The following is a 25,600-nucleotide window of genomic DNA, read 5'->3' on the forward strand; positions in this document are numbered from 1 at the left end:
TACCCGTCTACAGACCTGCGTCGTAGACCTTCTGGCCGCCCACGTACGTGCGGGCGACGCGGGTCGCGGCGATCTCCTCGGGCGGGGTCGCGTACAGGTCGCGGTCGAGCACCACCAGGTCCGCGAGGGCTCCGGCGCGTACGCTCCCGGTGTCGTCGAGGTGGTTCACATATGCGGAGCCCGCCGTGTACGCGGCGATGGCGTCCGTCAGGCCGATGCACTCCTCCGGGAGGAAGACGGGGCCCTTGCCGTCCGGCTCGATCCGGTTCACGGCGGTGTGGATGCCGTGCAGCGGGTCGGGGCTGCTGACCGGCCAGTCGCTGCCCGCGGCGAGGGTGGCACCGGCGCGCAGCAGCGCTCCGAACGGGTATTGCCGGCCGGCTCGTTCCTCCCCCAGGAAGGGGATGGTCAACTCGTCCATCTGCGGCTCGTGCGAGGCCCACAGTGGCTGGATGTTGGCGGTGGCGCCGAGTTGCCGGAAGCGGCCGATGTCGTCGGGGTGGACGATCTGGAGGTGGGCGAGGTGCGGGCGCGTGTCGCGCGTGCCGTTGGCGGTACGGGCCGCTTCGACCGCGTCCAGGGCGTCGCGTACGGCGCGGTCGCCGAGGGCGTGGAAGTGGGCCTGGAAGCCGAGGGCGTCCAGTTCGGTGACGTACGCGCACAGGGCGGCGGGGTCGATGAAGCTGGTGCCGCGGTTGGCGGTGGCGCAGCCGCAGCTGTCCAGGTAGGGGTCGATGAGGGCGGCGGTGCCTGTCTCGGCGACCCCGTCGACCATGAGCTTGACCGATCCGGCGCGGAACCGGCCGTGGCTCAGTTCGGCGCGGCGCGCGGCCAGTTCGGGGATCTGCTCGGCGCCGCGTTCGCGGTCCCACCACAGGGCGCCCGCGACGCGGGCGGTGAGTGAGCCGTCGCGGGCCGCGGCGAGGTAGGCGTCGGCCGGGTCGGCCATCGAGCCGAAGGTGCCGACGATGGCGTCCTGCCAGGCGGTGATGCCGTACGAGTGGAGCAGGCGCTGGGCGCGCAGCAGGGCGGCGAGTCGGTCGGCGGGCGTGGACGGCGGGGTGAGGCGGGCGACCAGGTCCATGGCGCCCTCCTGGAGGAGCCCGGTGGGCTCGCCGGAAGCGTCCCGCTCGATGCGGCCGTCGGCAGGGTCCGGGGTGGTGCGGTCGACGCCCGCGAGGTGCAGGGCGCGGCTGTTGGCCCAGGCTCCGTGGTGGTCGCGGTTGGGCAGGTAGACGGGGCGGTCGGGGACGACGGCGTCGAGCAGGTCCTTGGTGGGGCTGCCGCCGTCGAACGCCTCCATGGACCAGCCACCGCCGGTGATCCACTCCTGTTCGGGGTGGGTTTCGGCGTACGCCCGTACGGCGGCGACGGTATCCGCTGCCGTACGGACGGCCGTCAGGTCGCACTGCGCCAGTTCCAGGCCTGCCGCTACGGGGTGGACGTGGGCGTCCTGGAAGCCGGGGATCAGCAGCCGCCCGGCGAGGTCGACGACCTCGGTCTTCGGGCCTATGAGGTCGCGCACCTCGTCGTGGCCCACGGCGGTGATGCGCTCGCCGGTGACTGCGACGGTGGTGGCCCGGCTGCGGGCCGCGTCGAGGGTGAGGACGGGGCCGCCCGTGAAGACCAGGTCGGCGGTGGTGTGGCGCATGGTGCGTGTTCCTTCGGTAGGAGTTTGGTGTGAGGGGACAGGCGGTCATGGGGACTGTCTCCGGCGTGCCGCGTCCGGTGACGAAGTACGGGGACTTGCAGACCTTCCCCAGCAGGTGCGTTCCCAGCACCGCCCGGAGAAGCGCCGGTAACAGTGCTCGCTCGCAATACGAGGAGGGCGGCACCCCGCGTGGGGTGCCGCCCTCCTCGTCGTACCGAAAGGTGCAGGTGCTGCTAGACGCGCTCGTGGCGGTCTGCGGCCATCGTGGCGACCCGGTTGCGGACCAGGTACCAGCCGCCGACCAGCGCCGCCGCGATCAGCGGCAGGCACATCACGGTCGTACGGCCCACGCCGCCGCCCCACCACATCAGGAAGACAACGCTGGCGAGGAAGAACAGCGTGACGATCTGCGTGTACGGGGCCCACGGCAGCCGGTAGGCGGGGCGGGTGACCCGGCCGTCCTTCGAGCGGTGCCAGAAGAGCAGGGAGCAGAGCATGATCATGCCCCAGGTGCCGAGGATGCCGATCGACGCGAAGTTCAGGACGATCTCGAAGGCCTCGCCGGGCATGACGTAGTTGAGGCCGACACCGAGGACGCCGAAGCTCGCGGTCAGCAGGATGCCGCCGTAGGGCACCTGGCCCTTGTTCATCCGGCCGGTGAACTTGGGCGCGGAGCCCGAGAGGGCCATCGAGCGCAGGATGCGGCCGGTCGAGTACAGGCCCGAGTTGAGGCTGGAGAGGGCAGCGGTCAGCACGACGAGGTTCATCACGTCGGCGGCGCCGGCGACGCCGAGCTTGTTCATGACGGTGACGAAGGGGCTCTCGTTGCCGGAGTACGCCGTGTACGGGAGCAGCAGCGCGAGCAGCACGACCGAGCCGACGTAGAAGAGACCGACGCGCCACATGATCGAGTTGATCGCCTTCGGCATGATCTTCTCGGGGTTCTTGGTCTCACCGGCGGCGACGCCGCACAGCTCGACCGAGGCGTACGCGAAGACGACGCCCTGGATCACGAGGAGCATCGGCAGCATGCCGACCGGGAACAGGCCGCCGCCGTCGGTGACGGTGGAGAGGCCGGGGGTGTGGCCGCCGAGCTCGTGCTGGGTGACGACGAGGTAGATGCCGACGCACATGAAGGCGACGAGCGCGCCGACCTTGATGATCGCGAACCAGAACTCCATCTCGCCGAAGTACTTCACCGAGATCAGGTTCGCGGCGAGGACGACGGCGAGGGCGATCAGTGCGAGCAGCCACTGGGGTACGTCGCTGAACATGGCCCAGAAGTGGGCGTACGTCGCGGCCGCTGTGATGTCCGCCACTGCGGTGGTCGACCAGTTGAGGAAGTACAGCCAGCCCGCGGCGAACGCGCCCTTCTCGCCCATGAACTCACGGGCGTACGACACGAAAGCGCCCGACGACGGGCGGTAGAGAACCAGCTCGCCGAGTGCGCGGACGACGAAGAAGGCGAAGACGCCGCAGACCGCGTACGCGATGGCCAGCGAGGGGCCGGCTCCGGCCATGCGGCCGCCGGCGCCGAGGAAGAGGCCGGTGCCTATCGCTCCGCCGATGGCGATCATGTTGATGTGGCGGGACTTCAGGTCTTTGCTGTAACCCTCGTCACCCGCGTCGACATGTGGGGATGTCGATACGGGATCGGCGGGACGGGCGGGGGCCGCAGGGAGGATGCGGTCGCTCATGCTTTTTCTTCGCCTTCATTTGGGGGGTGCTGTGCGGTACCGGGCCGCACGATGGTGTTGAGAGTGATCTCGACGTGTTCGAGGTGAGCGGCCATGGCCTGCACCGCCGCTCCCTCGGAGCCGCCGACAATCGCCTCTACGAGGGCCCGGTGCTCAAGGTCCGACTGGCGTCGTCGGTCCCCGAGTTGGTTCAGGAAGGTTGACTGCCGGGCGAGGGCGTCCCTGATCTCCTTGATGATCTTGTGGAAGACAGGGTTGCCCGACGCCTGGGCGATGGAGATGTGGAAGAGCGTGTCGAGCGCCACCCATGCGGTGGGGTCGGGCTCCTGCTCCATCTTCCCGATCAGGTGCGTCAGCAGGTCCACATCGTCCTGCGTGCGCCGGGTAGCAGCGTAACCCGCGACGGGGATCTCGACGTGCCGTCGCACTTCGAGCAGGTCCCGGGCGGAGTACGCGCCGAAGATCGGGTTCTGGTCGGGTCCGCTCGCCGCGACGTACGTCCCCTTGCCGGCCCTGGACACCGTGAGGCCGAGCGCCTGGAGTGCGCGCAGGGCCTCCCGTACGACGGAACGGCTGACCTCGAAGCGCTTTCCGAGCTCGGCCTCCGTGGGGAGCTTCTCGCCGACGGCGAGTTCACCCTGCTCTATGGCGTCCCGGAGGTGGGTGAGGACGGCTTCCATCGCACTGATGCGCCGGGGTGCGCCGCCACCTGTCCGGCTGTCTGACAAGACCATGCGCTGAATGCTCGGAGGTGAGGCATGCAAGCGTCAAGAGTGAACAGCGAGTTGATTTAAAACGTCAAAAAGGATAAAGGGGTGGACATTATGGGGCGAGGACATCGAGCTCCTGAAGGGCCCCGACGGCGATCTGGCGCGTCAGCTCCTCCGCGCGCGCGGCATCGCCTTCCCTTACGGCTTCGGCGACTTGGACGTGCAGGGTGACGGCCGCCGGGTCCGGATCCTCGAACATCACCTGGTGCCGGGTACGTCCGCTCAGCACCTCGGCGACCACGTCGCCGAGCCGGGCGAACATCTCATTGCCCGAGGCGCGCAGCACGACCCGGTGGAAGGCGATGTCGTGCACGAGGTACGCGTCGAGCTGCCGGCCGCGCGAGGTCGCCACCATGCCCAGCGCGTGTTCCGTGAGATCCGCGCACTGCTCCGGGGTCGCGAACCGGGCGGCGAGTCCGGCGGCGACCGGCTCCACGGCGGAGCGCAGCACGGTCAGTGAGCGCAGCTGGCGCGGCCGGTCGGCGCCGGCCAGCCGCCACCGGATGACCTGCGGATCGTAGACATTCCACTCCTCGGTGGGGCGCACGGTCACGCCCACGCGGCGCCGGGACTCCACGAGGTGCATCGACTCCAGGACCCGGACGGCCTCGCGGACGACGGTGCGCGAGACGTCGAAGCGCTGAGCCAGCTCGTCCGTGCGCAACACGCTGCCGGGAGGGTACTCACCGGCTGTGATCGCAGGGCCGAGGCTCTCCAGCAGCTGCGCGTGCAGTCCCCGGGCCTGATTCTCCATGGGCTCAGCGTACGGGGCACCCTTCGGCACTCAAAAGTACGACGTTTATGTCACAGGCTCTTGAATACGTCGTATCTAAAGGGTTTCCTTAGCGCGGCGACCGCCCCCGACAGCGTCGCGACAGCCGATGGACCGATGTCGTTACGGACCGATGTCGATGAAGACAGCGAGGCATCCACACATGAACAGCCCCCACGTCGTCGTGGTGATGGGCGTGGCAGGGACCGGCAAGACCACCATCGGCCCCCTGCTCGCCGACCGGCTCGGCGTTCCGTACGCCGAAGGCGACGACTTCCACCCCCCGGCCAACATCGCCAAGATGTCGGCCGGAACCCCGCTGGACGACACGGACCGGTGGCCCTGGCTCGATGCGATCGGGCAGTGGGCGCACAGCCGGGCGGGGCTCGGCGGGGTGGTGAGCAGCTCCGCGCTCAAGCGGTCCTACCGCGACCGGCTGCGCGCGGCCGCTCCCGACGCCGTGTTTCTCCATCTCACCGGCGACCGCGAGCTGATCGAGTCACGGATGCGGGAGCGCAAGGGTCACTTCATGCCCGCCGCGCTGCTCGATTCGCAGTACGCCGCCCTCCAGCCGCTGCAGGAGGACGAGGCGGGCGTGTCCGTCGATGTCACCGGCACACCGGAAGAAATCACCGAGCGAGCCGTCGCGGCCCTGCGCCGGCTCGGCAGCAAGTAGTCGGCAGCAAGTAGAAGGAAGGAACACCGTGACCAGTCTCAGCGTCGAGACGCTGGCAGCGGGCGTCGTCGAGCCGATCACCTCGGCGGGCAACGGCCAGTTGGGCATAGCAGTGCTCGCCGGCATTGCCGTCATCGTCCTGCTCATTACGAAGTTCAAGCTCCACGCCTTCCTGGCGCTGACCATTGGGTCGCTGGCGCTCGGTGCGTTCGCGGGCGCCCCGCTCGACAAGGCGATCACCAGCTTTTCGACTGGCCTCGGCAATACGGTCGCGGGCGTCGGCGTACTGATCGCGCTCGGCGCGATCCTCGGCAAGCTGCTCGCCGACTCCGGCGGCGCCGACCAGATCGTCGACACGATCCTCGCGAAGGCGAGCGGCCGTGCGATGCCGTGGGCGATGGTGCTGATCGCGAGCATCATCGGTCTGCCGCTCTTCTTCGAGGTCGGCATCGTGCTGCTGATCCCGGTGGTGCTGCTCGTCGCCAAGCGCGGCAACTACTCGCTGATGCGTATCGGCATCCCGGCGCTGGCCGGCCTGTCCGTCATGCACGGCCTGATCCCGCCGCACCCGGGACCGCTGGTCGCGATCGACGCGATCGGAGCCAACCTCGGTGTCACACTCGGCCTCGGTGTGCTCGTCGCGATCCCGACCGTGATCATCGCGGGCCCGCTCTTCTCGAAGTACGCGGCCCGCTGGGTGGACGTCCAGGCGCCGGAGAAGATGATTCCGACACGTCCCTCCAAAAACCTGGAGCCCTCCGAGGACTTGGAGCGTCGTCCGGGCTTCGGTGCCACCGTTGCCACCGTGCTGCTGCCGGTCGTGCTGATGCTGGCCAAGGCGGGCGTCGACATCGTGGTCAACGACCCGGAGAACGCCGTCCAGCGGGTCACGGACGTCATCGGCTCGCCGTTGATCGCGCTGCTCGCGGCGGTGCTGGTCGGCCTGTTCACGCTGGGCCGGGCCGCCGGTTTCACCAAGGACCGGCTCTCCTCGACCGTCGAGAAGTCCCTCGCCCCGATCGCGAGCGTGCTGATGATCGTCGGTGCGGGCGGCGGCTTCAAGCAGACGCTCATCGACGTGGGCGTGGGCCAGATGATCCTGGACTTCTCCAAGGACTGGGCGATACCGACGCTGCTGCTGGCCTGGCTGATCGCCGTCGCCATCCGGCTCGCGACGGGCTCGGCGACCGTGGCCACCATCTCGGCGGCCGGTCTGGTCGCGCCGCTGGCAGCCGACATGTCGACGTCGCACGCGGCGCTGCTGGTGCTGGCCGTCGGTGCGGGCTCGCTCTTCTTCAGCCATGTCAATGACGCCGGGTTCTGGCTGGTGAAGGAGTACTTCGGCATGAACGTCGGCCAGACGATCAAGACGTGGTCAGTGATGGAGACGATCATTTCAGTGGTCGCGCTGGGCTTCGTCCTGCTGCTGTCACTCGTCCTTCAGAGCTTGTAGATCCCTCGACTCCGCTGCCCACAGCGGGTGTTCGAGCTCCGCCCATTCGCGGTCGACGGTCCCGGTGCGCATGCCGCGCCGGGACTCCGGCCGCATCAGGGCCATCCCCACATGTCCCGCCACGACGAGGCCCATGGCGAGCGCCAGCCAGTCGTGGACGAACGTGGCGCTCGTACGCCAGAGCAGCGGGGCAAGGTCCGTGAACCACATCAGCATGCCAGTGCCGAGCATGACGAGCACCGCGCCCGCGATCCAGCTCGCGTAGACCTTCTGGCCGGCGTTGAACTTCCCGGCGGGGCGCGACCCGTGGCGGTGGTCCCGCCGCAGCGCGGCCCGCAGCCACTGCCGGTCGTGCGGCCCGAACCGGTTGAGCTTCCGGAGATCGGAGCGGAACGCCCGGGAGGCGAGGCCGAGCAGGAACGGCGCGGGGATCAGCAGCCCCGACCACTCGTGCACGGTGACCACCAGGTGCCTGCGGCCGACGAGTTCGGCGAGCTGGGGTACGTACAGACAGGCCGCCGTGGCGACGCACAGGAGGGTCAGGCCTGCGGTGGTGCGGTGGATCCAGCGTTCGGAGCGGGTGAACCGCCTGATGCGGACAGGCAGTTCAGGCTCTTCAGACTGTAGGAGCATCGTCGCGTCCGTTCGACCGGCCGACCCACGCGTCGACGTCATAGCCGAGCTCCTCCCAGTACCCGGGCCGCACCTCGGGCGTGACGGTGATGCCGGAGAGCCATTTCGCCGACTTGTAGAAGTACATGGGCGCGACATACAGCCGCACGGGGCCGCCGTGGGAGTGACTGAGGGGCTTGTCCTGCATGCGAAGGGACACCAGAACGTCTTTTCTGCGGGCCTGTTGGAGGGTGAGGCTCTCGCTGTACACACCGTCGAAGCAGGTGAAGCGGACCGCCTTGGCCTCCGGCTTCACGGCGGCGGCGGCCAGTAGCCGCGACAGTTCCACACCCTCGAAGGGGGTTTCGGGGACCCGCCATCCCGTGACGCACTGGACGTCCCGGACGATCCGTGTCTGCGGCATTCCACGCAGGTCGTCGAGCGTGTACGTGGCGGGCCGCTCGACCAGGCCGTCGATCTTGAGCCGGTAGTTGTGCGGGCCTTTGCGCGGTACGGACGAGGCGACCGAGTAGTAGCGGAAGCCGCCGCCGTTGGGGAGCAGGCCGGTCAGGCCCGTCGGGTCCTTCTCCGCCGCCGAGCCGAGGAAGGAGTCCAGGCCGCTCTGGAGGTACGGCGCGGTGGCCACGCCGGCTGCGCCGAGGCCCAGCATGCCGAGGACGAGGCGGCGGCCGACGGGTGCGCCGCCGCCGTCCGGTTCCGGTACTTGAGGAGTCACCACACGATCTGAGCATCTGCGGCCCCCGGGGGCCAGGGGCCGCAGGTGATCGTCAGACTTCCGTCACACCTGGGCGGCGGCGCTCTCCGACTCGGCGGCCTTCTCCAGCTGGAACGCCTCGTTGCCCAGGCCGATCCTGGCATGCACCTCCGGCTTCGCCGAGCGCAGAACCGCGCCGTACACCAGGCCCCCGACCAGGGCGACACCGATGACGCCCGGCAAGATCCAGCTCAGGGAGGATCCGGGGCCCGCGCCCACGAGCACGTCGAAGTCCTTCACCGTGTAGACGGCGATGGCCAGGAGCGCGAGCCCGGCGATCCCGGAGGCCACCAGCCGCCCCGCCTGCGTGCGGCCGGCACCGCGGCGTACGAAGAAGGCGATGACCGCGAGAGACGCGGCGGCCATCAGCAGGATGACGCCGAGCGCGCCGACGTTGCCCATCCAGGTGAACAGGTGCAGCACGGGGACGGTCGGGTCGCCCGCCGGCTTGTCGTCGGTGACCGCGAAGGCGAGGACGACGGCCACGGAGATGACGGACTGGAGCAGCGAGCCCGCGGCGGGTGCGCCGCTCGTCTTGTTCGTACGGCCGAAGGCAGCGGGCAGCAGGCCCTCGCGGCCCATGGCGAAGGCGTACCGCGCGACGACGTTGTGGAAGCTGAGCAGTGCCGCGAACATGCCGGTCACGAACAGGACATGGAGTACGTCGGTGAAGGTGGAGCCGAGCCTGCTCTCGGTGAGGCCGAAGAGGAGACCGGGTCCCTGCTCCCCCGCCACCTTGACGATCTGGCCGGGCCCTGTGGCGACGCTGAGCGCCCAGGCGCTGAGGGCGAGGAAGAGTGCGGCGTATCCGACCGCGAGGAACATCACGCGGGATACGACGATCTGGGGGCGGCTGGTCTCCTCCGCGTACACCGGGGCCTGCTCGAAGCCGACGAAGGCGGCGATGCAGAAGCAGAGGGCGGTGCCCAGTCCGGCGCCGGTGAGGGTCTCGGGGTTGAATGCCTGGAGCGACAGGCCTTCCTTGCCCGGGTCGGCGATCGCCGCCACGTCGAAGATCACGACGAGCGCGCACTCGACGACCAGCAGGACGCCGAGCACCTTTGCGTTGAGGTCGATCTTGAGCCAGCCGAGCGCGCCGACGACCACGACGGCGACGAGCGCCGGGATCCACCAGGCGAAGGTGATGTCGAGGTAGGTGGCGAAGATCCCGGAGATCTCGAAGCCGAGGATGCCGTAGATGCCGACCTGCATGGCGCTGTACGCGACGAGGGCGACCACGGAGGCGCCCGCACCGGCGGTCGGGCCGAGGCCGCGGGCTATGTACGCGTAGAAGGCACCGGCGTTGTGGACGTGCCGGCTCATCTCGGCGTATCCGACGCTGAACAGCATCAGGACCACGCCGAGGATGACGAAGAGCAGGGGCTGGCCGACGATGCCCATGACGCCGTATGTGGTGGGCATGACACCGGCGACGACCATCAGCGGGGCGCTCGCTGCCAGTACGGACAGCAGCAGGCCGGTCGTGCCGAGGCGGCCTGCGCGCAGGGCCCGCTCCTGCCCCTTGTACGTACGGATCTCGCTTCCGCTTCCGCTCTCGCTGTCGCTCTGCACGCTCGTGCTCGATCTGCCCGTCGACATGGCGGGGGTTGTCCCTTCGGTGAGGAGTTACGCGGTGCCGAGCGCGGCATTGCGCGCGGCGTTGAAAGCCTTGTGGGGGTCCCGGTCGGGGTAGGACCACGGGGCCGGGGTGGCATGCGGCCCGATGCGGTGGAAGAGGGCGGCCGCCTCGGCGGCTCTGCCCTCGCAGAACTTCGCGTGGGCGAGGAAGTTGAGGTCGACGTGGTGGCGCGGGTGCCCCTCGTGCTCCCACTCCAGCCACCAGTCGAAGGCCGCCTTCATCACCTGGCGGGCGCGGCGGCCCGTCCAATGGCCGGAGGCGACGGGGTCTTTGGGCTCCTGGCCCGCGACCGCGAGGGCGCGGTAGCGCTCGGCGTGGGCCACCACGGGGAGTACGGCGAGCGGGGAGTCCGCCGGGGCCTGTTCCGCGGCCCAGGCGGCGAAGTCGTACACCTCGTGGAGGGGGTCGCGGCCGGTGTCCGGTCTGCGTTCGGCGAGGCGGGCGGTCATCAGGTGGTGGGCGTGATGGTGCTCGGGGTGGCGCAGCCGCACCTGGTCGAAGAGCTGGGTGACCTCCTCCTCCGTGCCGAGGGATCGGGCGATCAGCAACAGGCCGAGCCAGGGCGTCGGGTCGTCGGGTGCGCGCGCCGCGGCCCGTCGGCAGGCGTCGCGGGCGCGGTCCTGGGGCTCCTTGCCGCGCAGCGCGCCGAAGACGGCGGCGCAGGCCAGGAGGGTGGTGGCGTCGGCGCTCTCGGGCTCGGCGAGCAGCCAGTCGCCGGCCCAGGCAGCGGCGCCCGTGACCTGGGCGAGCACGACGAGGCGGTGGCCGCGGCGGTCCCAGTCGTCGCCGGTCGCGGCGAGGAGCGAGCGGGCCCGGGTCCAGCGGCCCTGCGCCAATTGCCCTCGTACGTCGACGAGTTCGGTGTCGTCGAGGGCGGGGTCGAAGGAAGGGGCGGTCCGGCGGCGTGAGCGGCCGAGGGGTGGCGGAGGTGGGGGCATCCGCGGGTCCTCCACGACGCAGAGTGCGAGCGTTTGATCACGCACAGCAAAGCGGTAGGCACTGCTCCGCGTCAAGGGCAGACCGGCCTGGAACAACTCGCCGGATGCCCTGGAGCATTGGTCCGTCCCGCTTGCCGTGCCTGCCAGGCTCTACTCTTGGCCCATGTCTGATCACTCTTCGCTGCCGCCGTGTCTGCTCGCCTTTCCGGGGCCGCTGCGGGACCGGCTGGTCGCCGCGGTGCTGTCCGGCGAGAAGGTCTCGACGACCGGTCTGCTCGCCGAGTACGAGGCCGAGAAGGAGGAGCTGCCGCCGGTCGGCGAGCGTTCCCTGGTGATCGACTCGGACGGGCGCGGGGTTGCGGTGATCGAGCTGACGGAAGTACGGGTGCTGGCGCTCGGCGACGTAGACCTTCAGCACGCGCTGGACGAGGGCGAGGGGTACGACTCGGTCGCGGCGTGGCGCGCGGGTCACGAGAGGTTCTGGCACAGCGAGGAGATGCGCGAGGCGCTCGGCGACCCGGGGTTCGTGGTGAACGACGCGACGATGGTGGTCGCAGAACGCTTCCGGGTGGTGGAGCGGCTGGCGTAGGCGGCGCCTGCGGCGGGCTTGTTCCCCTAACCGACCGCCCGCGCCGCCGCACGACCCGCCGCCCGCCCCGAGAAAAGGCAGCCGCCCAGGAACGTGCCCTCCAGGGAGCGGTAGCCGTGGACGCCGCCTCCGCCGAAGCCCGCCGCCTCGCCCGCCGCGTACACGCCCGGCAGTACGCCGCCGCCCTCGGTGAGGACCCGCGACGACAGGTCCGTCTCCAGCCCGCCCAGTGACTTCCGCGTGAGGATGTGCAGGCGTACGGCGATGAGCGGGCCCGCCTTGGGGTCGAGGATGCGGTGCGGTGTCGCCGTACGGATCAGCTTGTCGCCCAGATAGTTGCGCGCCCCGCGGATCGCCATCACCTGGAGGTCCTTGGTGAAGGTGTTGGTGATCTCCCGGTCCCTCGCGGTGATTTCGCGGCGCAGTTCCGCCTCGTCGATCAGCGGCTCCTTCGTCAGGGCGTTCATTCCGCGGACCAGTGACGTCAGGTCCTTCTCGACCACGAAGTCCGCACCCTTGTCCATGAACGCCTTGACCGGGCCCGGTACGTCCGCCCTCGCCCGGCCGATGACGTCGCGGACCGACTTGCCCGTCAGATCGGGGTTCTGTTCGGAGCCCGAGAGAGCGAACTCCTTGCCGATGATCTTCTGGTCGAGGACGAACCAGGTGTAGTCGTACCCGGTCTTCATGATGTGATCGAGCGTGCCGAGAGTGTCGAAGCCGGGAAAGAGCGGCACCGGCAGCCGCTTGCCGCGTGCGTCGAACCACAGCGACGAAGGGCCCGGCAGGATGCGGATGCCGTGTCTGGCCCAGATCGGGTTCCAGTTCTGGATGCCCTCGGTGTAGTGCCACATCCGGTCACGGTTGATCATGCGGCCGCCGGCCGCCTCCGTGATGCCGAGCATCAGGCCGTCCACGTGCGCGGGTACGCCGGAGAGCATCGAGGCGGGCGGTGTGCCGAGCCGCTGGGGCCAATTGGCGCGTACGAGGTCGTGGTTGCCGCCGATGCCGCCCGAAGTGACGATGACCGCTTGTGCCCTGAGCTCGAACGAACCGGTCACCTCGCGGCTGCTGGCCTCCCCGCGCTCGATCCCGGACGGCTCCAGGATCTCGCCGGTGACGGTGTCCACGGCCCCGGCGCTGCGGCCGAGGCCGGTGACGCGGTGGCGGAACTTCAACTGGACGAGGCCGCGCGCGACGCCTTCGCGTACGCGGCGTTCGAAGGGCGCGACGATGCCGGGGCCCGTGCCCCAGGTGATGTGGAACCGGGGTACGGAATTGCCGTGGCCGGTGGCGTCGTAACCGCCGCGCTCGGCCCAGCCGACGACCGGGAAGAAGCGCACACCCTGGCCGTGCAGCCAGGCCCGCTTCTCGCCCGCCGCGAAGTCGACGTACGCCTCGGCCCACTTGCGCGGCCAGTGGTCCTCCTCACGGTCGAAGCCGGCCGTGCCGTACCAGTCCTGGAGGGCCAGCTCGCGGCTGTCCTTGATGCGCATACGGCGCTGCTCGGGGGAATCGACGAAGAAGAGGCCGCCGAAGGACCAGTGCGCCTGGCCGCCGACGGACTGCTCGGGCTCCTGGTCGAGCAGGATCACCTTGCGGCCCGCATCGACGAGTTCCGCGGTGGCCGCGAGCCCTGCGAGGCCCGCCCCGATCACGATCACGTCAGCGTCGTACGCCATGGGTTCCGTCCTTGCCGGGGCGAGTGGAGCGAGAAGTTACTCGTGCGTCAGATCTTCGGGAGAGGCGGGCGGGGCGTCAACCTGTTCGGGGCGGTGAGGTTGGATGGCCCGTATGACTCCCGTGACTCCCGCAGACGAGATTCTGGACATCGTCGACGAGTACGACGAGGTCGTCGGGCAGGCGCCGCGCGGCGAGGCGTACGCGCGTGGCCTGCGCCATCGCTGCGTCTTCGTCCTCGCGCGGGACGGCGAGGGGCGGTACTTCGTGCACCGCCGAACACCGGTGAAGCTCGTCTTCCCTTCCCTGTACGACATGTTCGTGGGCGGAGTCGTCGGCGCGGGCGAGTCCTACGACGACGCGGCGCTGCGCGAGGCGGAGGAGGAGCTGGGAGTGTCCGGTCTGCCCCGACCCGTACCGCTGTTCAAGTTCCTGTACGAGAGCGGGGACGGCGTGCAGACCTGGTGGTCGTACGTCTACGAGGTGCGCTGCGATCTGCCGGTGAACCCGCAGGTGGAGGAGGTCGCCTGGCACGGGTTCCTCACCCGGGAGGAACTGGACCAGAGGCTCGGGGAATGGGAGTGGGTGCCGGACGGGCTGGCCGCGTGGGAACGGCTGCGGGCGTCAGGGGCGGCGGGCCCGGGCCGCAGGTGACGTTCGGCGCGGCGGCCGGACGGGGCCGCCGGTAACGCGCGACGCGGCGGCGGCCAGGCCCGCCGGTAAGGTGCGGCGCGTGATCGACTTCGTACAGAGCCTGCGGCTGTGGTTCGCGCCCCAGCGGATCCGGGACGAGGGCGAGACCCCCGACTACCGCTTCTCGCTCGCCAACGAACGCACCTTCCTCGCCTGGATCCGTACGGCACTCGCCCTCATCGGCGGCGGTTTCGCCGTCGACCAGTTCCTGCCGGACCTCGCCTGGGGCGCACGCACGGGCATGGCGCTCGGGCTGCTGGCGGCCGGCGTGCTGTGCGCGCTGCGGGCGGTCAATCACTGGGTGCGCTGCGAGCGCGCGATGCGGCGCGGCGAGGACCTTCCCGTGACCCGGTTCCCGACGCTGCTGGGCCTTGCGGTCGCCGTCGTCGCGGTCGCCATGGTGGTGGCTGTCCTCTTCGGCTGGGACAACGGGTGACCACCCACGTCCCTGCACCCGTCCCCGACCGGGACCCCGGCCTCCAGCCGGAGCGGACCAGGCTGGCCTGGCGCAGGACCACGCTGACTTGCACCGTGGTGGCCGTGCTGGCCGGCAAGCAGGCGGTCCACGAGGAGTTCACGGTGGCCGGGGCCATCGCCATGGCGCTGAGCGCGCTCGTCTGGCTGGGGTTTCTGGCGGTGGCCAACCGCCGCATCCAGGTTCTCGGGAGCGCGGCCCGGCCGGGCCCGCTGTCCGTGCGCGGCGCGATGACGGCGGCCGTGTGCACGATCGCGCTCGCCGGGTTCGCCGTGGCGATGGTGGTCTGACCGGCGGCCGGACGGCCGGCACCGGCGGCGGGGTGCTCGGCGGAGTACGGCGACGACATCGGCGCGGCGCAGGGCTTCGAAGCGGGTCGACGGGCCACTCCCGGATTAGCCTGGGAAATGTCACAAACCATCCCGAATCGCACCACAAGCAGCAGAGGTGAACGACATGGCCACCCTCCACCAGGAGCACACGACCCACGAGCACATCCACGGCCCGACCTGCGGGCACGTCGCCGTGCCGCACGGCGACCACACCGACTACGCGCACGAGGGTCACATGCACCGGGAGCACTCCGGCCACTGGGACGAGTGCGAGTCCATCGACCATGTCCCGCACAGTCGTCACCCCCACGAGCACGGCGAGGGATGCGGACACGGCGCCGTCCTGCACGGCGACCACCTGGACTACGTCCACGACGGCCACCGCCACGCCGCCCACGACGGCCACTGGGACGATCACTGAGATCGGACGACCACCGAGATCATTCACCGGATTCCGCTCCCCCGTGTCAGCGTCAACTGGCAGGCTCGGACCCACGACCGACCAGTTCGACCACTACTCGGGGGAGCCCGGTGCCTGCCACGGATCCGTACACCGTCCAACTCGCGCCTGAGGTGCATGCGTACATCCAGCCCGACGGCGGATGGTGCCTGAACAACGCGGGCTTCGTCAGCGACGGCCGATCGACCCTGCTCGTCGACACCGCGGCCACCGAGCGCCGGGCTCACGCCCTGCGCGACGCGCTCCTCGCGACCGGAGCGCCCCTTCCCCGCACGGTCGTCAATACGCACCACCACGGCGACCACACCTACGGCAACAGCGTTTTTGCCGGCCGGGGGTCCGGGGGTGGCCCCCCGGGAAAGCACAGCGCCGGCCCGGGGTCCGGTGGTGGCCCCCCGGGAAAGCACAGCGAGGGTGAGGCCACGATCGTCGGGCACGACACCTGCCGCGCCGAGGTCCTCGCGGTCGGCCACCAGCTGCACCTGATGTGGCCGCAGAACGACTTCGGGGACATCACCATCACCGCCCCCACCCTCACCTACAGCGACCGGCTCACCGTCCACGCGGGCGGCACCGAAGTGCGGCTGATCCACCCCGGCGTCGCGCACACCACCGGCGACACGGTCGTCCATCTGCCCGAGTACGGGATCGTCTTCACCGGCGATCTGGTCTTCCAGGGCGGCACGCCCTTCGTCCCCATGGGGTCGCTGAGCGGTTCGCTGCGCGCCCTCGACCTGCTCCGCTCGCTCGACGCGCCCACCGTCGTGCCCGGGCACGGCCCGGTGACCGACCCGTCGGCGTACGACGCCACCGAGCGCTACCTGCGGTACGTCGCCGAGCTCGCCCTGACCGGTCGCGCCAAGGGCCTCACCCCGTTGGAGACTGCCCGCGAGGCCGACCTCGGGGTCTTCGCCGAGCTGCGCGAGAGCGAGCGGCTCGTCGCCAACCTGCATCGCGCGTACGCCGAACTGGACGGCCTGCCGGAGGGCTCACCGCTCGATCCGGTGGCCGTATTCGGCGACATGGCGGCCATGAACGGCGGGAAGCCGGTCGCCTGCCACGCGTGATCCCCGTCTCGGGGTACGTCGGCACACTGGACGGCATACCGACTGGTCGGCATGATGAGGCGAGACGTCCTGCCCGCCCTCGGAGGTGCCCCCATGAGTTCAGTCCACCCGCCAGGCCTCGATCCCGAGCAGCTGCGCGGTCATCTCGACCGCGAGCGGCCGGGACTGGTGAGCGGACCGCTCAGCGCCCGGCTCATCGAGGGCGGCCGCTCGAACCTGACGTACGCCGTCACGGACGGCCGCTCGCGGTGGGTGGTGCGCCGGCCGCCGCTCGGCCATGTGCTGGCCACCGCACACGACATGAAGCGCGAGTTCCGCGTCATCAGCGCGCTGCACCCGACGAATGTACCGGTGCCGGAGCCGCTGCTGCTGTGCGAGGACGACTCGGTCATCGGATCGCCGTTCTACGTCATGGAGTTCGTGGACGGTGTTCCGTACCGTACGGCGGGCGAACTGGCCGCGCTCGGCCCCGAGCGCACCCGTAACGCGGTGTTCGCCCTGGTCGACACCCTTGTCGCCCTGCACGCCGTGAACCCAGAGGCGGTGGGCCTCGGCGACTTCGGCCGCCCCGAGGGCTTCCTCGACCGGCAACTGCGCCGCTGGGGCAAGCAGCTCGACGCCTCCCGCAACCGCGAGCTGGCGGGCATCGACGAACTGCATGCCGCACTGGGGCGCTCGCTGCCCGACTCGCCCGCGCCGACGGTCGTACACGGCGACTACCGGCTCGACAACGTCCTGATCGGCGGCCCGGACGACCGGATCAAGGCCATCCTCGACTGGGAGATGTCGACGCTCGGCGACCCGCTGACCGACCTCGGCCTCCTCGTGATGTACAGCTCCGAACTGGGGCTGCCCGACTCCCCCGTCTCCACGACGGCCGGCGCCGCGGGCCACCCGTCGGCGCGCGAGATCGTCGAGCGGTACGCCGCCGGGTCCGGCCGGGACACGTCCGCCATCGCCTGGTACACGGCATTCGCGTGGTTCAAGCTCGCCGTGATCCTGGAGGGCATCCACTACCGCTACACGCTCGGGCAGACCGTCGGCGCCGGCTTCGACCGGATCGGCGACCTCGTGCCCGTGTTCATCGAGCACGGCCTCACCACCCTGCAGGAAGGCTGAGACACCATGGACTTCGCATACGACGCACGGACCGAAGAGCTCCGCACCAAGCTGGCCGCTTTCATGGACGAGTTCGTCTATCCGGCCGAGAAGACCGCGCACGAGCAGCGCGAGCAGCTCGCATCGCCGTGGGACACGCCGCAGGTCGTGGAGGACCTGAAGGCGGAGGCGCGCAGGCAGGGTCTGTGGAACCTCTTCCTCCCGGACGCGGAGTACGGCGCCGGACTCACGAATCTGCAGTACGCGCCGCTCGCCGAAATCACCGGCCGCAGCCCGCACCTGGCGCCGACCGCACTGAACTGCGCGGCGCCGGACACCGGGAACATGGAGCTGCTGGCCCAGTTCGCCTCCGACGAGCAGAAGAAGCAGTGGCTGGAGCCGCTGCTCGCGGGTGAGATCCGGTCGGCGTTCGCGATGACCGAGCCGGAGGTGGCCTCGTCGGACGCGACGAACATCGAGACGCGGATCGATCGGGATGGCGACGAGTACGTCATTACGGGACGTAAGTGGTACATCTCCGGCGCGATGAACCCCGACTGCAAGATCTTCATCGTGATGGGCAAGACCGACCCGGACGGCGCCGACGTCCGCCGCCAGCAGTCGATGATCCTGGTGCCGCGTGACACGCCGGGGGTCGAAGTCCGGCGCGCGATGCAGGTGTACGGGTACGAGGACCACGACCACGGCGGTCACGCCGAGATCGTCTTCGACGGGGCGCGGGTGCCGACGTCTGCGCTGGTCGGGGAGGAAGGCGGCGGCTTCGCCATCGCGCAGGCGAGGCTCGGCCCCGGGCGGATCCACCACTGCATGCGGCTGATCGGCATGGCCGAGCGGGCGATCGAGCTGATGTGCCGGCGGGCGGTGTCGCGTGAGGCGTTCGGCAAGCCGCTGGCCCAGCAGGGCGTCGTACACAACTGGATCGCGGACGCCCGGGTGGCGGTCGAGCAGCTGCGGCTGCTCGTGCTCAAGACGGCGTGGCTGATGGACACCGTGGGCAACCGCGGTGCGCACACCGAGATCCAGGCGATCAAGATCGCTACGCCGCGGGCGGTTGTCGACATCATCGACAAGGCGGTGCAGCTGCACGGTGCGGGTGGCGTGAGCCAGGACTTCCCGCTGGCGGAGCTCTGGGCGGCGGCGCGGACGCTGAAGCTGGCGGACGGCCCGGACGAGGTGCACCAGCGGTCGCTGGCGCGGCGGGAACTGAAGAAGTACGCGTAGGGAGTGGGGGTGGGCCGGGGGGTGGGGTGCGCGTTGCCTACGGCGCCTGTTCCCCACCCCGCCCCTTCCCGAACTGGGGCTCCGCCCCAGACCCCGGTCCCGGGGGCCTGGGGGCTTGCCCCCAGTTTCGGGAAGAATGGGGTCTCCCCTGCTCGAACGAAGTTGAGAGCTTGGGGAAGGGTAGGGGAACTGCGCCGCAGGCAACCCGCACGTCCCGCAGCCGCACCCCCACCCGCCCCCACCTACGGCCGCAACGCCCTCAACAACAGGTCCGCCAAATGGTCCGCCACCTGCTGCGGAGTCAGCGGCCCGTCCGGGCGGTACCACGTCGACAGGTGGTGGACCGAGCCGAAGTGGTAGTCCACGACCAGATCAGCCGGCGTCGCGGTCGAGAAGACGCCCTCCTTCTGCCCCTCCTCGATCAGCGCGCGGAACCGCTCGTGATACCGCCGCCGCTCCGCCCGCACCTGCTTGTCCTTCTCCGGACTCAGATGGTGCATGGAACGGAAGAAGATCGACGCGTCGTCGAGATTCTCGATGGTCGTCACGACAACATCCGCCGCCGCGTCCCGCAGCCGCCGCTCCACCGGCGCGTCCGCGTCCGCGAACGCGTCGAGGCGCTCCTGCTGGAGGCGCAGGACGCGGGCGTACACCTCGTGCAGCAGGTCGTCCTTCGAGCCGAAGTAGTGGTAGAGCGCGCCCTTTGTGACACCGGCCGCCTCGACGATCTCCTGCACCGAAGTGCGGTCGTAGCCGCGCTCGGCGAACAGACGGGTGGCGGCGGCCAGCAGCCTCTGGGGGACGGGGATGCCGCTCCCGTCCGTCGTCCTGGCCATTGCCGCCACCTGCCTTTCACATAGAACAACCGGTTACGAGCGGGAACGCAGTTCCCGCCTGAGGATCTTCCCACTCGTCGTCTTGGGAAGCTCGGGCAGTATCTCCACCTCGCGCGGGTATTTGTACGCGGCCAGCCGTTCCTCGCAGTATGCGGAGATGTCCGCCGGGGCGACCTCGGCTCCGGGGCGGAGGCTGACGTACGCCTTGACGCTCTCCCCCCGGTACGCGTCGGGGATGCCGACGACGGCCGCCTCGCGCACCGCCGGGTGGGTGTAGAGGACGTCTTCGACCTCGCGCGGCCAGACCTTGAAGCCGGACGCGTTGATCATGTCCTTCTTGCGGTCGACGACGTAGAGCCAGCCGTCCTTGTCCATGAAGCCGATGTCGCCCGTGCGCAGTTCGCCGCCGGGGAAGGCTTCGGCGGTGGCCTCGGGGCGCCGCCAGTAGCCGGAGACGACCTGCGGGCCTCGGACGGTGATCTCGCCCTGCTCGCCGAAGGGAACGTCGTCGCCCTTCTCGTCGACGATCCGTACAACCGTGTCCGGCCCCGGAACGCCGACCGACAGCGTCCCGGAAACCGGGTCGACGGGAGCTTCCTTCTCGGGCGGCACCGACGCGCACGGCGCGGTGCATTCGGTGAGTCCGTAGCCGTTGCGGATGTACGGTCCGAAGCCCTCGCGGAATTTCTCCACCAGCGCCGGGGGCACCGGCGCCCCGCCCGAGGAGATCACCTGGAACGAGGCGAAGTGCTCGGGCGTCACGCCGGGCGTCGCCGCGAGCGCCATGAAGGCGGTGGACGGGCCGACGGTGTACGCGGGGCGGTGCTCGGTGAAGGCGTCGAGGACGACGCCCGGGTGGAAGCGGTAGGCGAGGACGAGGGTGCCCGCGTTGGCGAGGCAGACGGCCAGTTCGCAGACCATTCCGGTGATGTGGAAGAGCGGCGCGAGCGCGAAATAGGACTCGCCCTCGGTCAGAGGGTGGCCGGTGCGCTGTCGCTCGGCGTTGTACGTGATGTTGCCGTGGGAGTTCATGGCGCCCTTGGGGGTGCCGCTGGTGCCCGAGGTGTAGCTGATCAACGCGATGTCGGTGGCGGCGAGTTCGCGGCCGACGGGGGCGGGAAGTCCCTGGCGGGCAATGGTCACCAGGTCGTCGGCGTCCGAAGCCTGCGGCACGCGCTCGAAATTCAGGACCCTGGTGTCGTTCCTGGTCTGGAGGTCGAGCTCGCAGGCGGTGAGGGCGATGCGTACGGGAGAGTCCGCGACCGTCTCGCGCAGATACGCCTCCCACGCCCGGTCCGAGCAGATCAGCGCGGTCGCTTCGGAGTCCGCGAGGGCGTGGCCGACCTCGGCCGACTTGTACATCGGGTTGAGCGGGACGACGGTGGCCCCGGCCTTCCAGGCGCCGAGGAGCGCGATGACGAAGTGCGGGGTGTTCTGAAGCATGATCGCGACCCGGTCGCCGCGTTCCAGGCCGTTCGCGGCCAGGTGGCCGGCGACGGAGTCGGAGAGCGCGTCGGTCTCGCGGTAGGTCAGCCGTCCGTCGAAGTAGGCGAGGGCGGGGTGTTCCGGTGCGCGGGCCACCGTGGCGCGGAAGGCGTGCAGCACCGTCTGCGGTGGCTGGACGGGCGCGAGCTGGGCGGCGCTGAGTTGGGCGAGCCAGGGCTTGGCGGCGTACATCGATCCACTCATCGGCTCACTCGTCGGCTCGCTCATCGGCTCACTCGTCGGCTGACTCACTGGGCTGCCTCTTCCCACTTCTGCTGCAGGTGGTTCATGCCGGCCAGCCAGCGGTCGGGGTTCCCTGCGCGTGCCTGGTAATAACCGGCGACCTCACGGTGCGGCAGGATCAGGAAGCGGTCTGCCTCAATGCCGTCGAAGAGGGCATCGGCGACGTCCTCCGGTTCGATGGCGGTCGGAGCGAGCACCAGTTCGCCGGCCGAGCCGGCCGCGGTCAGCATGTCGGTGCGTACGCCCTGCGGGCAAATCGCGTGGACCTTGACGCCGCGGTGGCGGTAGGTGAGCGAGAGCCACTCGGCGAAGGCGAGCGCCCCGTGCTTGCTGACGCTGTACGGCGCCGCGCCGACCATGGTCAGCAGTCCGGCCGCCGAGACGGTGGAGACGAAGCGGCCGCTGCCGCCCTCCAGCCAGTCGGGCAGCAGCGCGCGGGCGGCCCTGACGTGGGCCATCACATTGACGTCCCAGGCCGCTGCCCAGACCGCCTCGTCCGCGAAGGCGTCCCCGGGCGAGGCGAGGCCCGCGTTGGCGCAGTACACGTCGACCCGGCCGCCGAGGGCCTCGCGCGCCTCGTCGACGATCGCGGACGCGTCGCCCGCCACGGCGATGGCGCCGATCTCTTCGGCTATCGCCTTGATCTTCTGCGCGTCGAGGTCGTTGACGACGACGCGTGCGCCCTCCGCCGCGAATCTGCGGGCGAGAGCGGCTCCGATGCCGCCTCCCGCACCGGTGACGACGACGCGCGCGTCCTGGAACTGGCTCATCTGTGGGGCCCGCCTCTCGCTGCCGACAACCCGAGCAGACTAACCAGTCGGTATGGAGCGGCGGAAGGGGTGGAAGGACTCGAACCTCCGTGCGCGACGCGTTCCCGGCGGCCGGTCCGCGCGCTAGCGTGCGTGGCCATGACAGACAGTGCCGATCACGGAGGTAGTGGGATGAACCTGTCCAGACGGGGACTGCTGGCCGCCACCGGGGCGGCGGGAGCGGCAGGAGCACTCGCCGCATCCGCCGGCCCCGCCACCGCACGGCCGGCACGGACCCGGGTGCGTACCGGCTTCGACCGGCTGGCCGGCGACGGCTACGCGCACCTCCAGGGGCAGAAGGTCGGCGTCGTCACGAATCCGACCGGTATCACATCGGAAGTCCGCCACATCGTGGACGTCATGCACGCCGACGACCGCGTGAACCTCGTCGCCGTCTTCGGCCCCGAGCACGGCTTCCGCGGCACCGCGCAGGCGGGCGGCTCGGAAAGGCGCTACGACGATCCGGCGACCGGACTGCCCGTCTACGACACGTACGTGAAGAGCGGGCAGCCGCTCGCCGACATCTTCAGGACGTCGGGCGTGGACACGGTCGTCTTCGACATCCAGGACGCGGGCGCGCGCTTCTACACGTACATCTGGACCCTGTACGACTGCATGGTGGCCGCCGCGCTCGCGGGCAAGCGTTTCGTCGTCCTCGACCGTCCGAACCCGGTGACCGGACGCGCCGCGCTCGGCCCGGTGCTCGACAAGGCATTCGCCACCTTCGTGGGCCGCGAGCCGATCGCCCAGGCGCACGGGATGACGGTCTGCGAGCTGGCGCGGCTCTTCAACGGCGAGTTCCTGGCAAAGCCGGTGGAGCTGGACGTGGTCAGGATGTCGGGCTGGCGGCGCGGCGACTTCTTCGACGCGACGGGCCTTCCGTGGGTGCCGCCGAGCCCCAACATGCCGACGCCCGACACCGCGCTCGTCTACGCGGGCACCTGCCTGTTCGAGGGTACGAACCTGTCCGAGGGGCGCGGCACGACCCGGCCCTTCGAACTGCTCGGCGCGGACGGCATCGACCGCAGGTGGGCCGAGGCCGCGAACGCCGAGGGACTGGCCGGCGTGCACTTCCGCGAGGCGTACTTCGCGCCCACGTTCTCCAAGTTCCAGGGCAGGACTGTCGGGGGCGTACAGCTGCATGTGCACGACCGGGAGGCGTACGACCCGGTGCGCACCGGCATCGCGCTGCTCGTGACCGCGAAGAGGAGCTGGAGCGGCTTCGCCTGGCGGCCCGACAACTGGATCGACAAGCTGACGGGCAGCACGCGGGTCCGCACGATGATCGACGCGGGGGCGGGCACGGACGAGGTCGTGGGCGCGTGGGGCGGCGACCTCGCGGCTTTCAGGTCCGTACGCCGGGAGTATTTGGTTTACCGCTAACTGGTCCGACGTGGCGTATGGCCGACTCTCCGTTCCGGCGGGATGCTGTTTTCGCAGCACACGGCTCGGAGCGGAGGGGTGCGCCATGGCGGATGTGGGTGTGAGGCCGTACCGGGAAATCACCTTCGACGCGGACGGGGATGTCGACGCGCGGCAGCGCGACCGGCTGGCGGAGCTCGATGTCACGGACCTGGTGATGTTCGCGCACGGCTGGAACAGCGACCGCTCGGTCGCCACCCGGCTGTACGACCGCTTCTACGCCCCCTTTCCCGGCCTGTTGGCGGACGCCACGGGTGTACGGCTCGGCTATGCGGGCATCGTGTGGCCGTCGATGCGCTTCACGGACGAGCCGATCCCGGACTTCGAGCCGCGGACCGCCGCCCCGGCCGGTGCCCCCGGACCCGGGCTCGACAGACGCACGCGGCAGTCGCTGGCCGAGCTCTTCCCCGGCCGCGAGGCGGTCGTGGAGAGGCTGGCGCAGCTGCTCGACGAGCAGCCGGAGGAGCGGGCGGCCTTCGACGAATTCGGCATGCTGGTACGGCGGTTGATCGAAACGCCGACCGACGGGCCCGCCTCGCTCCACGGGTCCGACATGGAGTCGGGCGACGCATCGCAGACCGAGCCGACGATGCTGTACGAAGACACCCTGACCGTGTGCCGCGACTTCACACAGGCGCTGGCCGAAACCGGCACGGAGCCGGAGCCGGAGCGTAGCCTCGCGCTGGGCGGTGGCCTGAAGAAGGTGTGGAACGGCGCCAAGGAGCTGCTGCGCCAGGCGACGTACTACGCGATGAAGCGGCGGGCGGGGACGGTGGGCCAGTTGGGGCTCGGTCCGGTGCTCGGGCAGCTCGCGGGGTCCTCGCCGTCGGTGCGTATCCACCTGGTCGGGCACAGCCAGGGGGCGCGGCTGGTCGCGTTCGCGCTGCGCGGCCTGCCCGACGGCGTACGGAACGTGAAGTCCGTGACGCTGCTCCAAGGCGCCTTCTCCCACTATGCGTTCGCCGGCCGCCTGCCGCACTCGACGCGCAACGGCGGCGCGCTCCGTGACGCCCAGCGGCGGGTGGACGGCCCCGTGGTGGCCTGCTACTCGCACCACGACACGGCGCTCGGGGTGATCTATCCGCTGGCTTCGCGGCTGGCGCGCGATTCGGCCGGGGTGGTGAGTCTCGGCGCAGAGTGGGGAGCGATGGGCTTCGACGGGATCCAGGCCGTCCTGGACACCCCCGTGTTCACGCTGACCAAGGCACTGCGGGACGGCATTCCTGGCTCGGGATGTGTCAATGTCGACGCGGCTTCGGTCGTACGGCGCGGGGGTCCGCCGTCCGGTGCGCACAGCGACATCTGCCATGAGGAGCTGGCGAGGGTGGTGCTGGCCGCGGGGCGGATCGGCAGCTGAACGCCCCCGGCGCCCGGGGGCGGTTGTGGTGGTGCGCGGTGGTGGCGGTGCGCGACTGGCGGAAAGCGAATGCGCGTCAACTCGCCAAAATCCCCATTGATGGGTTCGATTCGAATTTCGATGGAGCCGATCCGGGTAGGCGTACGTCCACTCTGTGACGCCGAAGTACCAGCGACGGAGGTGGCAGTGCAATGGCCGGTTTCCGGAGTCTTGCGAGACAGGTGCGCGATCCGCGGTGCGATCTGGCACTGCGGCGGTATTCGCTGCGCAAATGCCTGGAGAGGTTTGCCCCTTATGGGCACCGGGCGACCTGGGACCACCTGTGCTCACGGCACAGGATCGAACCCGAGGACAGGGAGCCCGATCCGGCGCGGCTGGTGGCCGCGCTCGACGAACTGGAAGAGGCACGGGCCGTCTGGCTCGTGTACGAAGTGGAGTTCGCCAAGCGGCGCAAGCGCGAGAAGCACGACGGGCTGCGGCGCCCCGGCTCCTTCGACGACTGGCACCGGCGCACGTGGGGAGGCTGCGGGATTGCATGGTGCGACGATCCCTCGGTCCATCCGGCGGCGACGCTCGGCGACGTACTGCGCCGGCTGATCTCCGCCCTGGAGTCCGAGCCCGGCGCGGTGTGCCCGGTGTGCGCGGATGTCAGGATCGTCTGGAAGCAGGAACTGACTCACGAGCCGTGGTCGGGACCGGTCTGCACGGGCTGCGGCATCCTGGTGCCGAGGCCCGTACTGACGCCCGAGGCACTGGCGGAGTCCAAGAAGGCACGGCGCAGGGAACTGGCATCGGTGGCGTGAGCGATCGGTGGGTGAGCACGCGGGGG

General features: G+C 70.1%; 25 protein-coding genes. 13 read left to right on the forward strand and 12 right to left on the reverse strand.

Annotation, left to right across the window (positions count from 1 at the left end; all coding sequences use genetic code 11):
* Window positions 1–7: 7 nt before the first annotated feature.
* The 4 genes from PXH83_RS03270 to PXH83_RS03285 form a co-directional block, all read right to left on the reverse strand.
* Window positions 8–1,651, reverse strand: a complete 1,644-nt coding sequence (locus PXH83_RS03270; protein ID WP_274556408.1) for an amidohydrolase — start codon at window positions 1,649–1,651, stop codon at window positions 8–10.
* Window positions 1,652–1,884: 233 nt separating this feature from the next.
* Window positions 1,885–3,348, reverse strand: coding sequence for an amino acid permease (locus tag PXH83_RS03275; RefSeq protein WP_274556410.1), 1,464 nt, complete (start codon window positions 3,346–3,348; stop codon window positions 1,885–1,887).
* Window positions 3,345–4,082 (reverse strand): FadR/GntR family transcriptional regulator, encoded by a 738-nt coding sequence (locus PXH83_RS03280; protein WP_274556412.1) that lies wholly within the window; start codon window positions 4,080–4,082, stop codon window positions 3,345–3,347. The genes PXH83_RS03275 and PXH83_RS03280 overlap by 4 nt, the downstream gene beginning before the upstream one ends.
* An 88-nt stretch (window positions 4,083–4,170) precedes the next feature.
* Complete coding sequence (locus PXH83_RS03285; protein WP_274556414.1) at window positions 4,171–4,872, reverse strand: FadR/GntR family transcriptional regulator; 702 nt, start codon at window positions 4,870–4,872, stop codon at window positions 4,171–4,173.
* Between the two features lie 181 nt (window positions 4,873–5,053).
* Between PXH83_RS03285 and PXH83_RS03290 the strand changes: the two genes are divergently transcribed.
* Both PXH83_RS03290 and PXH83_RS03295 read left to right on the forward strand, forming a co-directional pair.
* The gene (locus PXH83_RS03290) at window positions 5,054–5,566 is read left to right on the forward strand and encodes a gluconokinase (protein ID WP_274556416.1); all 513 of its coding nucleotides are present in this window, start codon (window positions 5,054–5,056) and stop codon (window positions 5,564–5,566) included.
* A gap of 28 nt (window positions 5,567–5,594) precedes the next feature.
* Window positions 5,595–7,019, forward strand: coding sequence for a GntP family permease (locus tag PXH83_RS03295; protein ID WP_274556418.1), 1,425 nt, complete (start codon window positions 5,595–5,597; stop codon window positions 7,017–7,019).
* Here PXH83_RS03295 and PXH83_RS03300 read toward each other — a convergent pair.
* The 4 genes from PXH83_RS03300 to PXH83_RS03315 form a co-directional block, all read right to left on the reverse strand.
* Window positions 6,996–7,652, reverse strand: coding sequence for a cytochrome b/b6 domain-containing protein (locus PXH83_RS03300; RefSeq protein ID WP_274556420.1), 657 nt, complete (start codon window positions 7,650–7,652; stop codon window positions 6,996–6,998). The genes PXH83_RS03295 and PXH83_RS03300 overlap by 24 nt on opposite strands.
* The gene (locus PXH83_RS03305; RefSeq protein WP_274562646.1) at window positions 7,636–8,301 is read right to left on the reverse strand and encodes a molybdopterin-dependent oxidoreductase; all 666 of its coding nucleotides are present in this window, start codon (window positions 8,299–8,301) and stop codon (window positions 7,636–7,638) included. The genes PXH83_RS03300 and PXH83_RS03305 overlap by 17 nt, the downstream gene beginning before the upstream one ends.
* Window positions 8,302–8,430: 129 nt before the next feature.
* A complete protein-coding gene (locus tag PXH83_RS03310) occupies window positions 8,431–10,005 on the reverse strand; it encodes an APC family permease (protein WP_274556423.1) in 1,575 nt (524 codons plus the stop codon).
* A 27-nt stretch (window positions 10,006–10,032) separates the two neighbouring features.
* Complete coding sequence (locus PXH83_RS03315) at window positions 10,033–10,983, reverse strand: hypothetical protein (protein WP_274562647.1); 951 nt, start codon at window positions 10,981–10,983, stop codon at window positions 10,033–10,035.
* A 163-nt stretch (window positions 10,984–11,146) separates the two neighbouring features.
* On the opposite strand from PXH83_RS03315, the gene PXH83_RS03320 reads away from it, so the two are divergent.
* Window positions 11,147–11,572, forward strand: coding sequence for an ASCH domain-containing protein (locus PXH83_RS03320; protein WP_274556425.1), 426 nt, complete (start codon window positions 11,147–11,149; stop codon window positions 11,570–11,572).
* A gap of 26 nt (window positions 11,573–11,598) precedes the next feature.
* Here PXH83_RS03320 and PXH83_RS03325 read toward each other — a convergent pair whose 3' ends face one another.
* Window positions 11,599–13,254: an FAD-binding dehydrogenase gene (locus tag PXH83_RS03325; protein WP_274556427.1), complete on the reverse strand. Its 1,656-nt coding sequence runs from the start codon at window positions 13,252–13,254 to the stop codon at window positions 11,599–11,601.
* Window positions 13,255–13,366: 112 nt separating this feature from the next.
* Here PXH83_RS03325 and PXH83_RS03330 point away from each other — a divergent pair, with 112 nt between their 5' ends.
* The 7 genes from PXH83_RS03330 (at window position 13,367) to PXH83_RS03360 (ending at window position 18,619) form a co-directional block, all read left to right on the forward strand.
* The gene (locus tag PXH83_RS03330) at window positions 13,367–13,906 is read left to right on the forward strand and encodes an NUDIX hydrolase (protein ID WP_274556433.1); all 540 of its coding nucleotides are present in this window, start codon (window positions 13,367–13,369) and stop codon (window positions 13,904–13,906) included.
* 79 nt (window positions 13,907–13,985) lie between these two features.
* A complete protein-coding gene (locus PXH83_RS03335; RefSeq protein WP_214928611.1) occupies window positions 13,986–14,381 on the forward strand; it encodes a YidH family protein in 396 nt (131 codons plus the stop codon).
* On the forward strand, window positions 14,378–14,710 hold the full coding sequence (locus PXH83_RS03340; RefSeq protein WP_274556437.1) for a DUF202 domain-containing protein: 333 nt from the start codon (window positions 14,378–14,380) through the stop codon (window positions 14,708–14,710). Before PXH83_RS03335 ends, PXH83_RS03340 begins: the two co-directional genes overlap by 4 nt.
* A gap of 166 nt (window positions 14,711–14,876) precedes the next feature.
* Window positions 14,877–15,173 (forward strand): hypothetical protein, encoded by a 297-nt coding sequence (locus PXH83_RS03345; protein ID WP_274556439.1) that lies wholly within the window; start codon window positions 14,877–14,879, stop codon window positions 15,171–15,173.
* Window positions 15,174–15,283: 110 nt separating this feature from the next.
* Window positions 15,284–16,279 (forward strand): MBL fold metallo-hydrolase, encoded by a 996-nt coding sequence (locus tag PXH83_RS03350; RefSeq protein WP_274556442.1) that lies wholly within the window; start codon window positions 15,284–15,286, stop codon window positions 16,277–16,279.
* Window positions 16,280–16,372: 93 nt separating this feature from the next.
* On the forward strand, window positions 16,373–17,398 hold the full coding sequence (locus tag PXH83_RS03355) for a phosphotransferase family protein (RefSeq protein WP_274556444.1): 1,026 nt from the start codon (window positions 16,373–16,375) through the stop codon (window positions 17,396–17,398).
* A 6-nt stretch (window positions 17,399–17,404) separates the two neighbouring features.
* Window positions 17,405–18,619, forward strand: a complete 1,215-nt coding sequence (locus PXH83_RS03360) for an acyl-CoA dehydrogenase family protein (protein ID WP_274556446.1) — start codon at window positions 17,405–17,407, stop codon at window positions 18,617–18,619.
* Between the two features lie 242 nt (window positions 18,620–18,861).
* On the opposite strand, the gene PXH83_RS03365 is transcribed toward PXH83_RS03360, so the two are convergent.
* Genes PXH83_RS03365 through PXH83_RS03375 form a run of 3 tightly spaced genes read right to left on the reverse strand, consistent with a single transcriptional unit; the run spans window position 18,862 to window position 21,953 of the window.
* Window positions 18,862–19,455, reverse strand: a complete 594-nt coding sequence (locus PXH83_RS03365; RefSeq protein WP_214928617.1) for a TetR/AcrR family transcriptional regulator — start codon at window positions 19,453–19,455, stop codon at window positions 18,862–18,864.
* A gap of 33 nt (window positions 19,456–19,488) precedes the next feature.
* Window positions 19,489–21,144, reverse strand: a complete 1,656-nt coding sequence (locus PXH83_RS03370; protein ID WP_274562649.1) for a class I adenylate-forming enzyme family protein — start codon at window positions 21,142–21,144, stop codon at window positions 19,489–19,491.
* A gap of 44 nt (window positions 21,145–21,188) precedes the next feature.
* Window positions 21,189–21,953, reverse strand: coding sequence for an SDR family oxidoreductase (locus PXH83_RS03375; protein ID WP_274556452.1), 765 nt, complete (start codon window positions 21,951–21,953; stop codon window positions 21,189–21,191).
* A 171-nt stretch (window positions 21,954–22,124) separates the two neighbouring features.
* On the opposite strand from PXH83_RS03375, the gene PXH83_RS03380 reads away from it, so the two are divergent.
* The 3 genes from PXH83_RS03380 to PXH83_RS03390 all read left to right on the forward strand — a co-directional run bounded on the left by PXH83_RS03380 (window position 22,125) and on the right by PXH83_RS03390 (window position 25,574).
* Window positions 22,125–23,375 carry an exo-beta-N-acetylmuramidase NamZ family protein gene (locus PXH83_RS03380; protein ID WP_274556455.1) on the forward strand — a complete coding sequence of 417 codons (1,251 nt, stop codon included), beginning with the start codon at window positions 22,125–22,127 and terminating at the stop codon, window positions 23,373–23,375.
* A gap of 85 nt (window positions 23,376–23,460) precedes the next feature.
* Entirely contained in the window at window positions 23,461–24,771 is a 1,311-nt protein-coding gene (locus PXH83_RS03385; RefSeq protein ID WP_274556457.1) for a serine-threonine protein kinase, read from the forward strand.
* 191 nt (window positions 24,772–24,962) lie between these two features.
* Window positions 24,963–25,574, forward strand: a complete 612-nt coding sequence (locus PXH83_RS03390) for a hypothetical protein (protein WP_274556458.1) — start codon at window positions 24,963–24,965, stop codon at window positions 25,572–25,574.
* Window positions 25,575–25,600: the final 26 nt, after the last annotated feature.

The organism is Streptomyces spiramyceticus (assembly GCF_028807635.1).
Lineage (GTDB): Bacteria > Actinomycetota > Actinomycetes > Streptomycetales > Streptomycetaceae > Streptomyces > Streptomyces spiramyceticus.

What these genes read in the sequence shown, in the direction of transcription:
- PXH83_RS03380 (WP_274556455.1), top strand. Translation starts at nt 22,125, where the DNA reads ATGAACCTGTCCAGACGGGGACTGCTGGCCGCCACCGGGGCGGCGGGA.
- PXH83_RS03385 (WP_274556457.1), top strand. Translation starts at nt 23,461, where the DNA reads ATGGCGGATGTGGGTGTGAGGCCGTACCGGGAAATCACCTTCGACGCG.
- PXH83_RS03305 (WP_274562646.1), bottom strand. Translation starts at nt 8,301, where the DNA reads ATGCTGGGCCTCGGCGCAGCCGGCGTGGCCACCGCGCCGTACCTCCAG.
- PXH83_RS03280 (WP_274556412.1), bottom strand. Translation starts at nt 4,082, where the DNA reads ATGGTCTTGTCAGACAGCCGGACAGGTGGCGGCGCACCCCGGCGCATC.
- PXH83_RS03370 (WP_274562649.1), bottom strand. Translation starts at nt 21,144, where the DNA reads ATGAGTGGATCGATGTACGCCGCCAAGCCCTGGCTCGCCCAACTCAGC.
- PXH83_RS03355 (WP_274556444.1), top strand. Translation starts at nt 16,373, where the DNA reads ATGAGTTCAGTCCACCCGCCAGGCCTCGATCCCGAGCAGCTGCGCGGT.
- PXH83_RS03365 (WP_214928617.1), bottom strand. Translation starts at nt 19,455, where the DNA reads ATGGCCAGGACGACGGACGGGAGCGGCATCCCCGTCCCCCAGAGGCTG.
- PXH83_RS03320 (WP_274556425.1), top strand. Translation starts at nt 11,147, where the DNA reads ATGTCTGATCACTCTTCGCTGCCGCCGTGTCTGCTCGCCTTTCCGGGG.
- PXH83_RS03345 (WP_274556439.1), top strand. Translation starts at nt 14,877, where the DNA reads ATGGCCACCCTCCACCAGGAGCACACGACCCACGAGCACATCCACGGC.
- PXH83_RS03300 (WP_274556420.1), bottom strand. Translation starts at nt 7,652, where the DNA reads ATGCTCCTACAGTCTGAAGAGCCTGAACTGCCTGTCCGCATCAGGCGG.
- PXH83_RS03270 (WP_274556408.1), bottom strand. Translation starts at nt 1,651, where the DNA reads ATGCGCCACACCACCGCCGACCTGGTCTTCACGGGCGGCCCCGTCCTC.
- PXH83_RS03275 (WP_274556410.1), bottom strand. Translation starts at nt 3,348, where the DNA reads ATGAGCGACCGCATCCTCCCTGCGGCCCCCGCCCGTCCCGCCGATCCC.
- PXH83_RS03325 (WP_274556427.1), bottom strand. Translation starts at nt 13,254, where the DNA reads ATGGCGTACGACGCTGACGTGATCGTGATCGGGGCGGGCCTCGCAGGG.
- PXH83_RS03315 (WP_274562647.1), bottom strand. Translation starts at nt 10,983, where the DNA reads ATGCCCCCACCTCCGCCACCCCTCGGCCGCTCACGCCGCCGGACCGCC.
- PXH83_RS03310 (WP_274556423.1), bottom strand. Translation starts at nt 10,005, where the DNA reads ATGTCGACGGGCAGATCGAGCACGAGCGTGCAGAGCGACAGCGAGAGC.
- PXH83_RS03330 (WP_274556433.1), top strand. Translation starts at nt 13,367, where the DNA reads ATGACTCCCGTGACTCCCGCAGACGAGATTCTGGACATCGTCGACGAG.
- PXH83_RS03360 (WP_274556446.1), top strand. Translation starts at nt 17,405, where the DNA reads ATGGACTTCGCATACGACGCACGGACCGAAGAGCTCCGCACCAAGCTG.
- PXH83_RS03390 (WP_274556458.1), top strand. Translation starts at nt 24,963, where the DNA reads ATGGCCGGTTTCCGGAGTCTTGCGAGACAGGTGCGCGATCCGCGGTGC.
- PXH83_RS03285 (WP_274556414.1), bottom strand. Translation starts at nt 4,872, where the DNA reads ATGGAGAATCAGGCCCGGGGACTGCACGCGCAGCTGCTGGAGAGCCTC.
- PXH83_RS03375 (WP_274556452.1), bottom strand. Translation starts at nt 21,953, where the DNA reads ATGAGCCAGTTCCAGGACGCGCGCGTCGTCGTCACCGGTGCGGGAGGC.
- PXH83_RS03290 (WP_274556416.1), top strand. Translation starts at nt 5,054, where the DNA reads ATGAACAGCCCCCACGTCGTCGTGGTGATGGGCGTGGCAGGGACCGGC.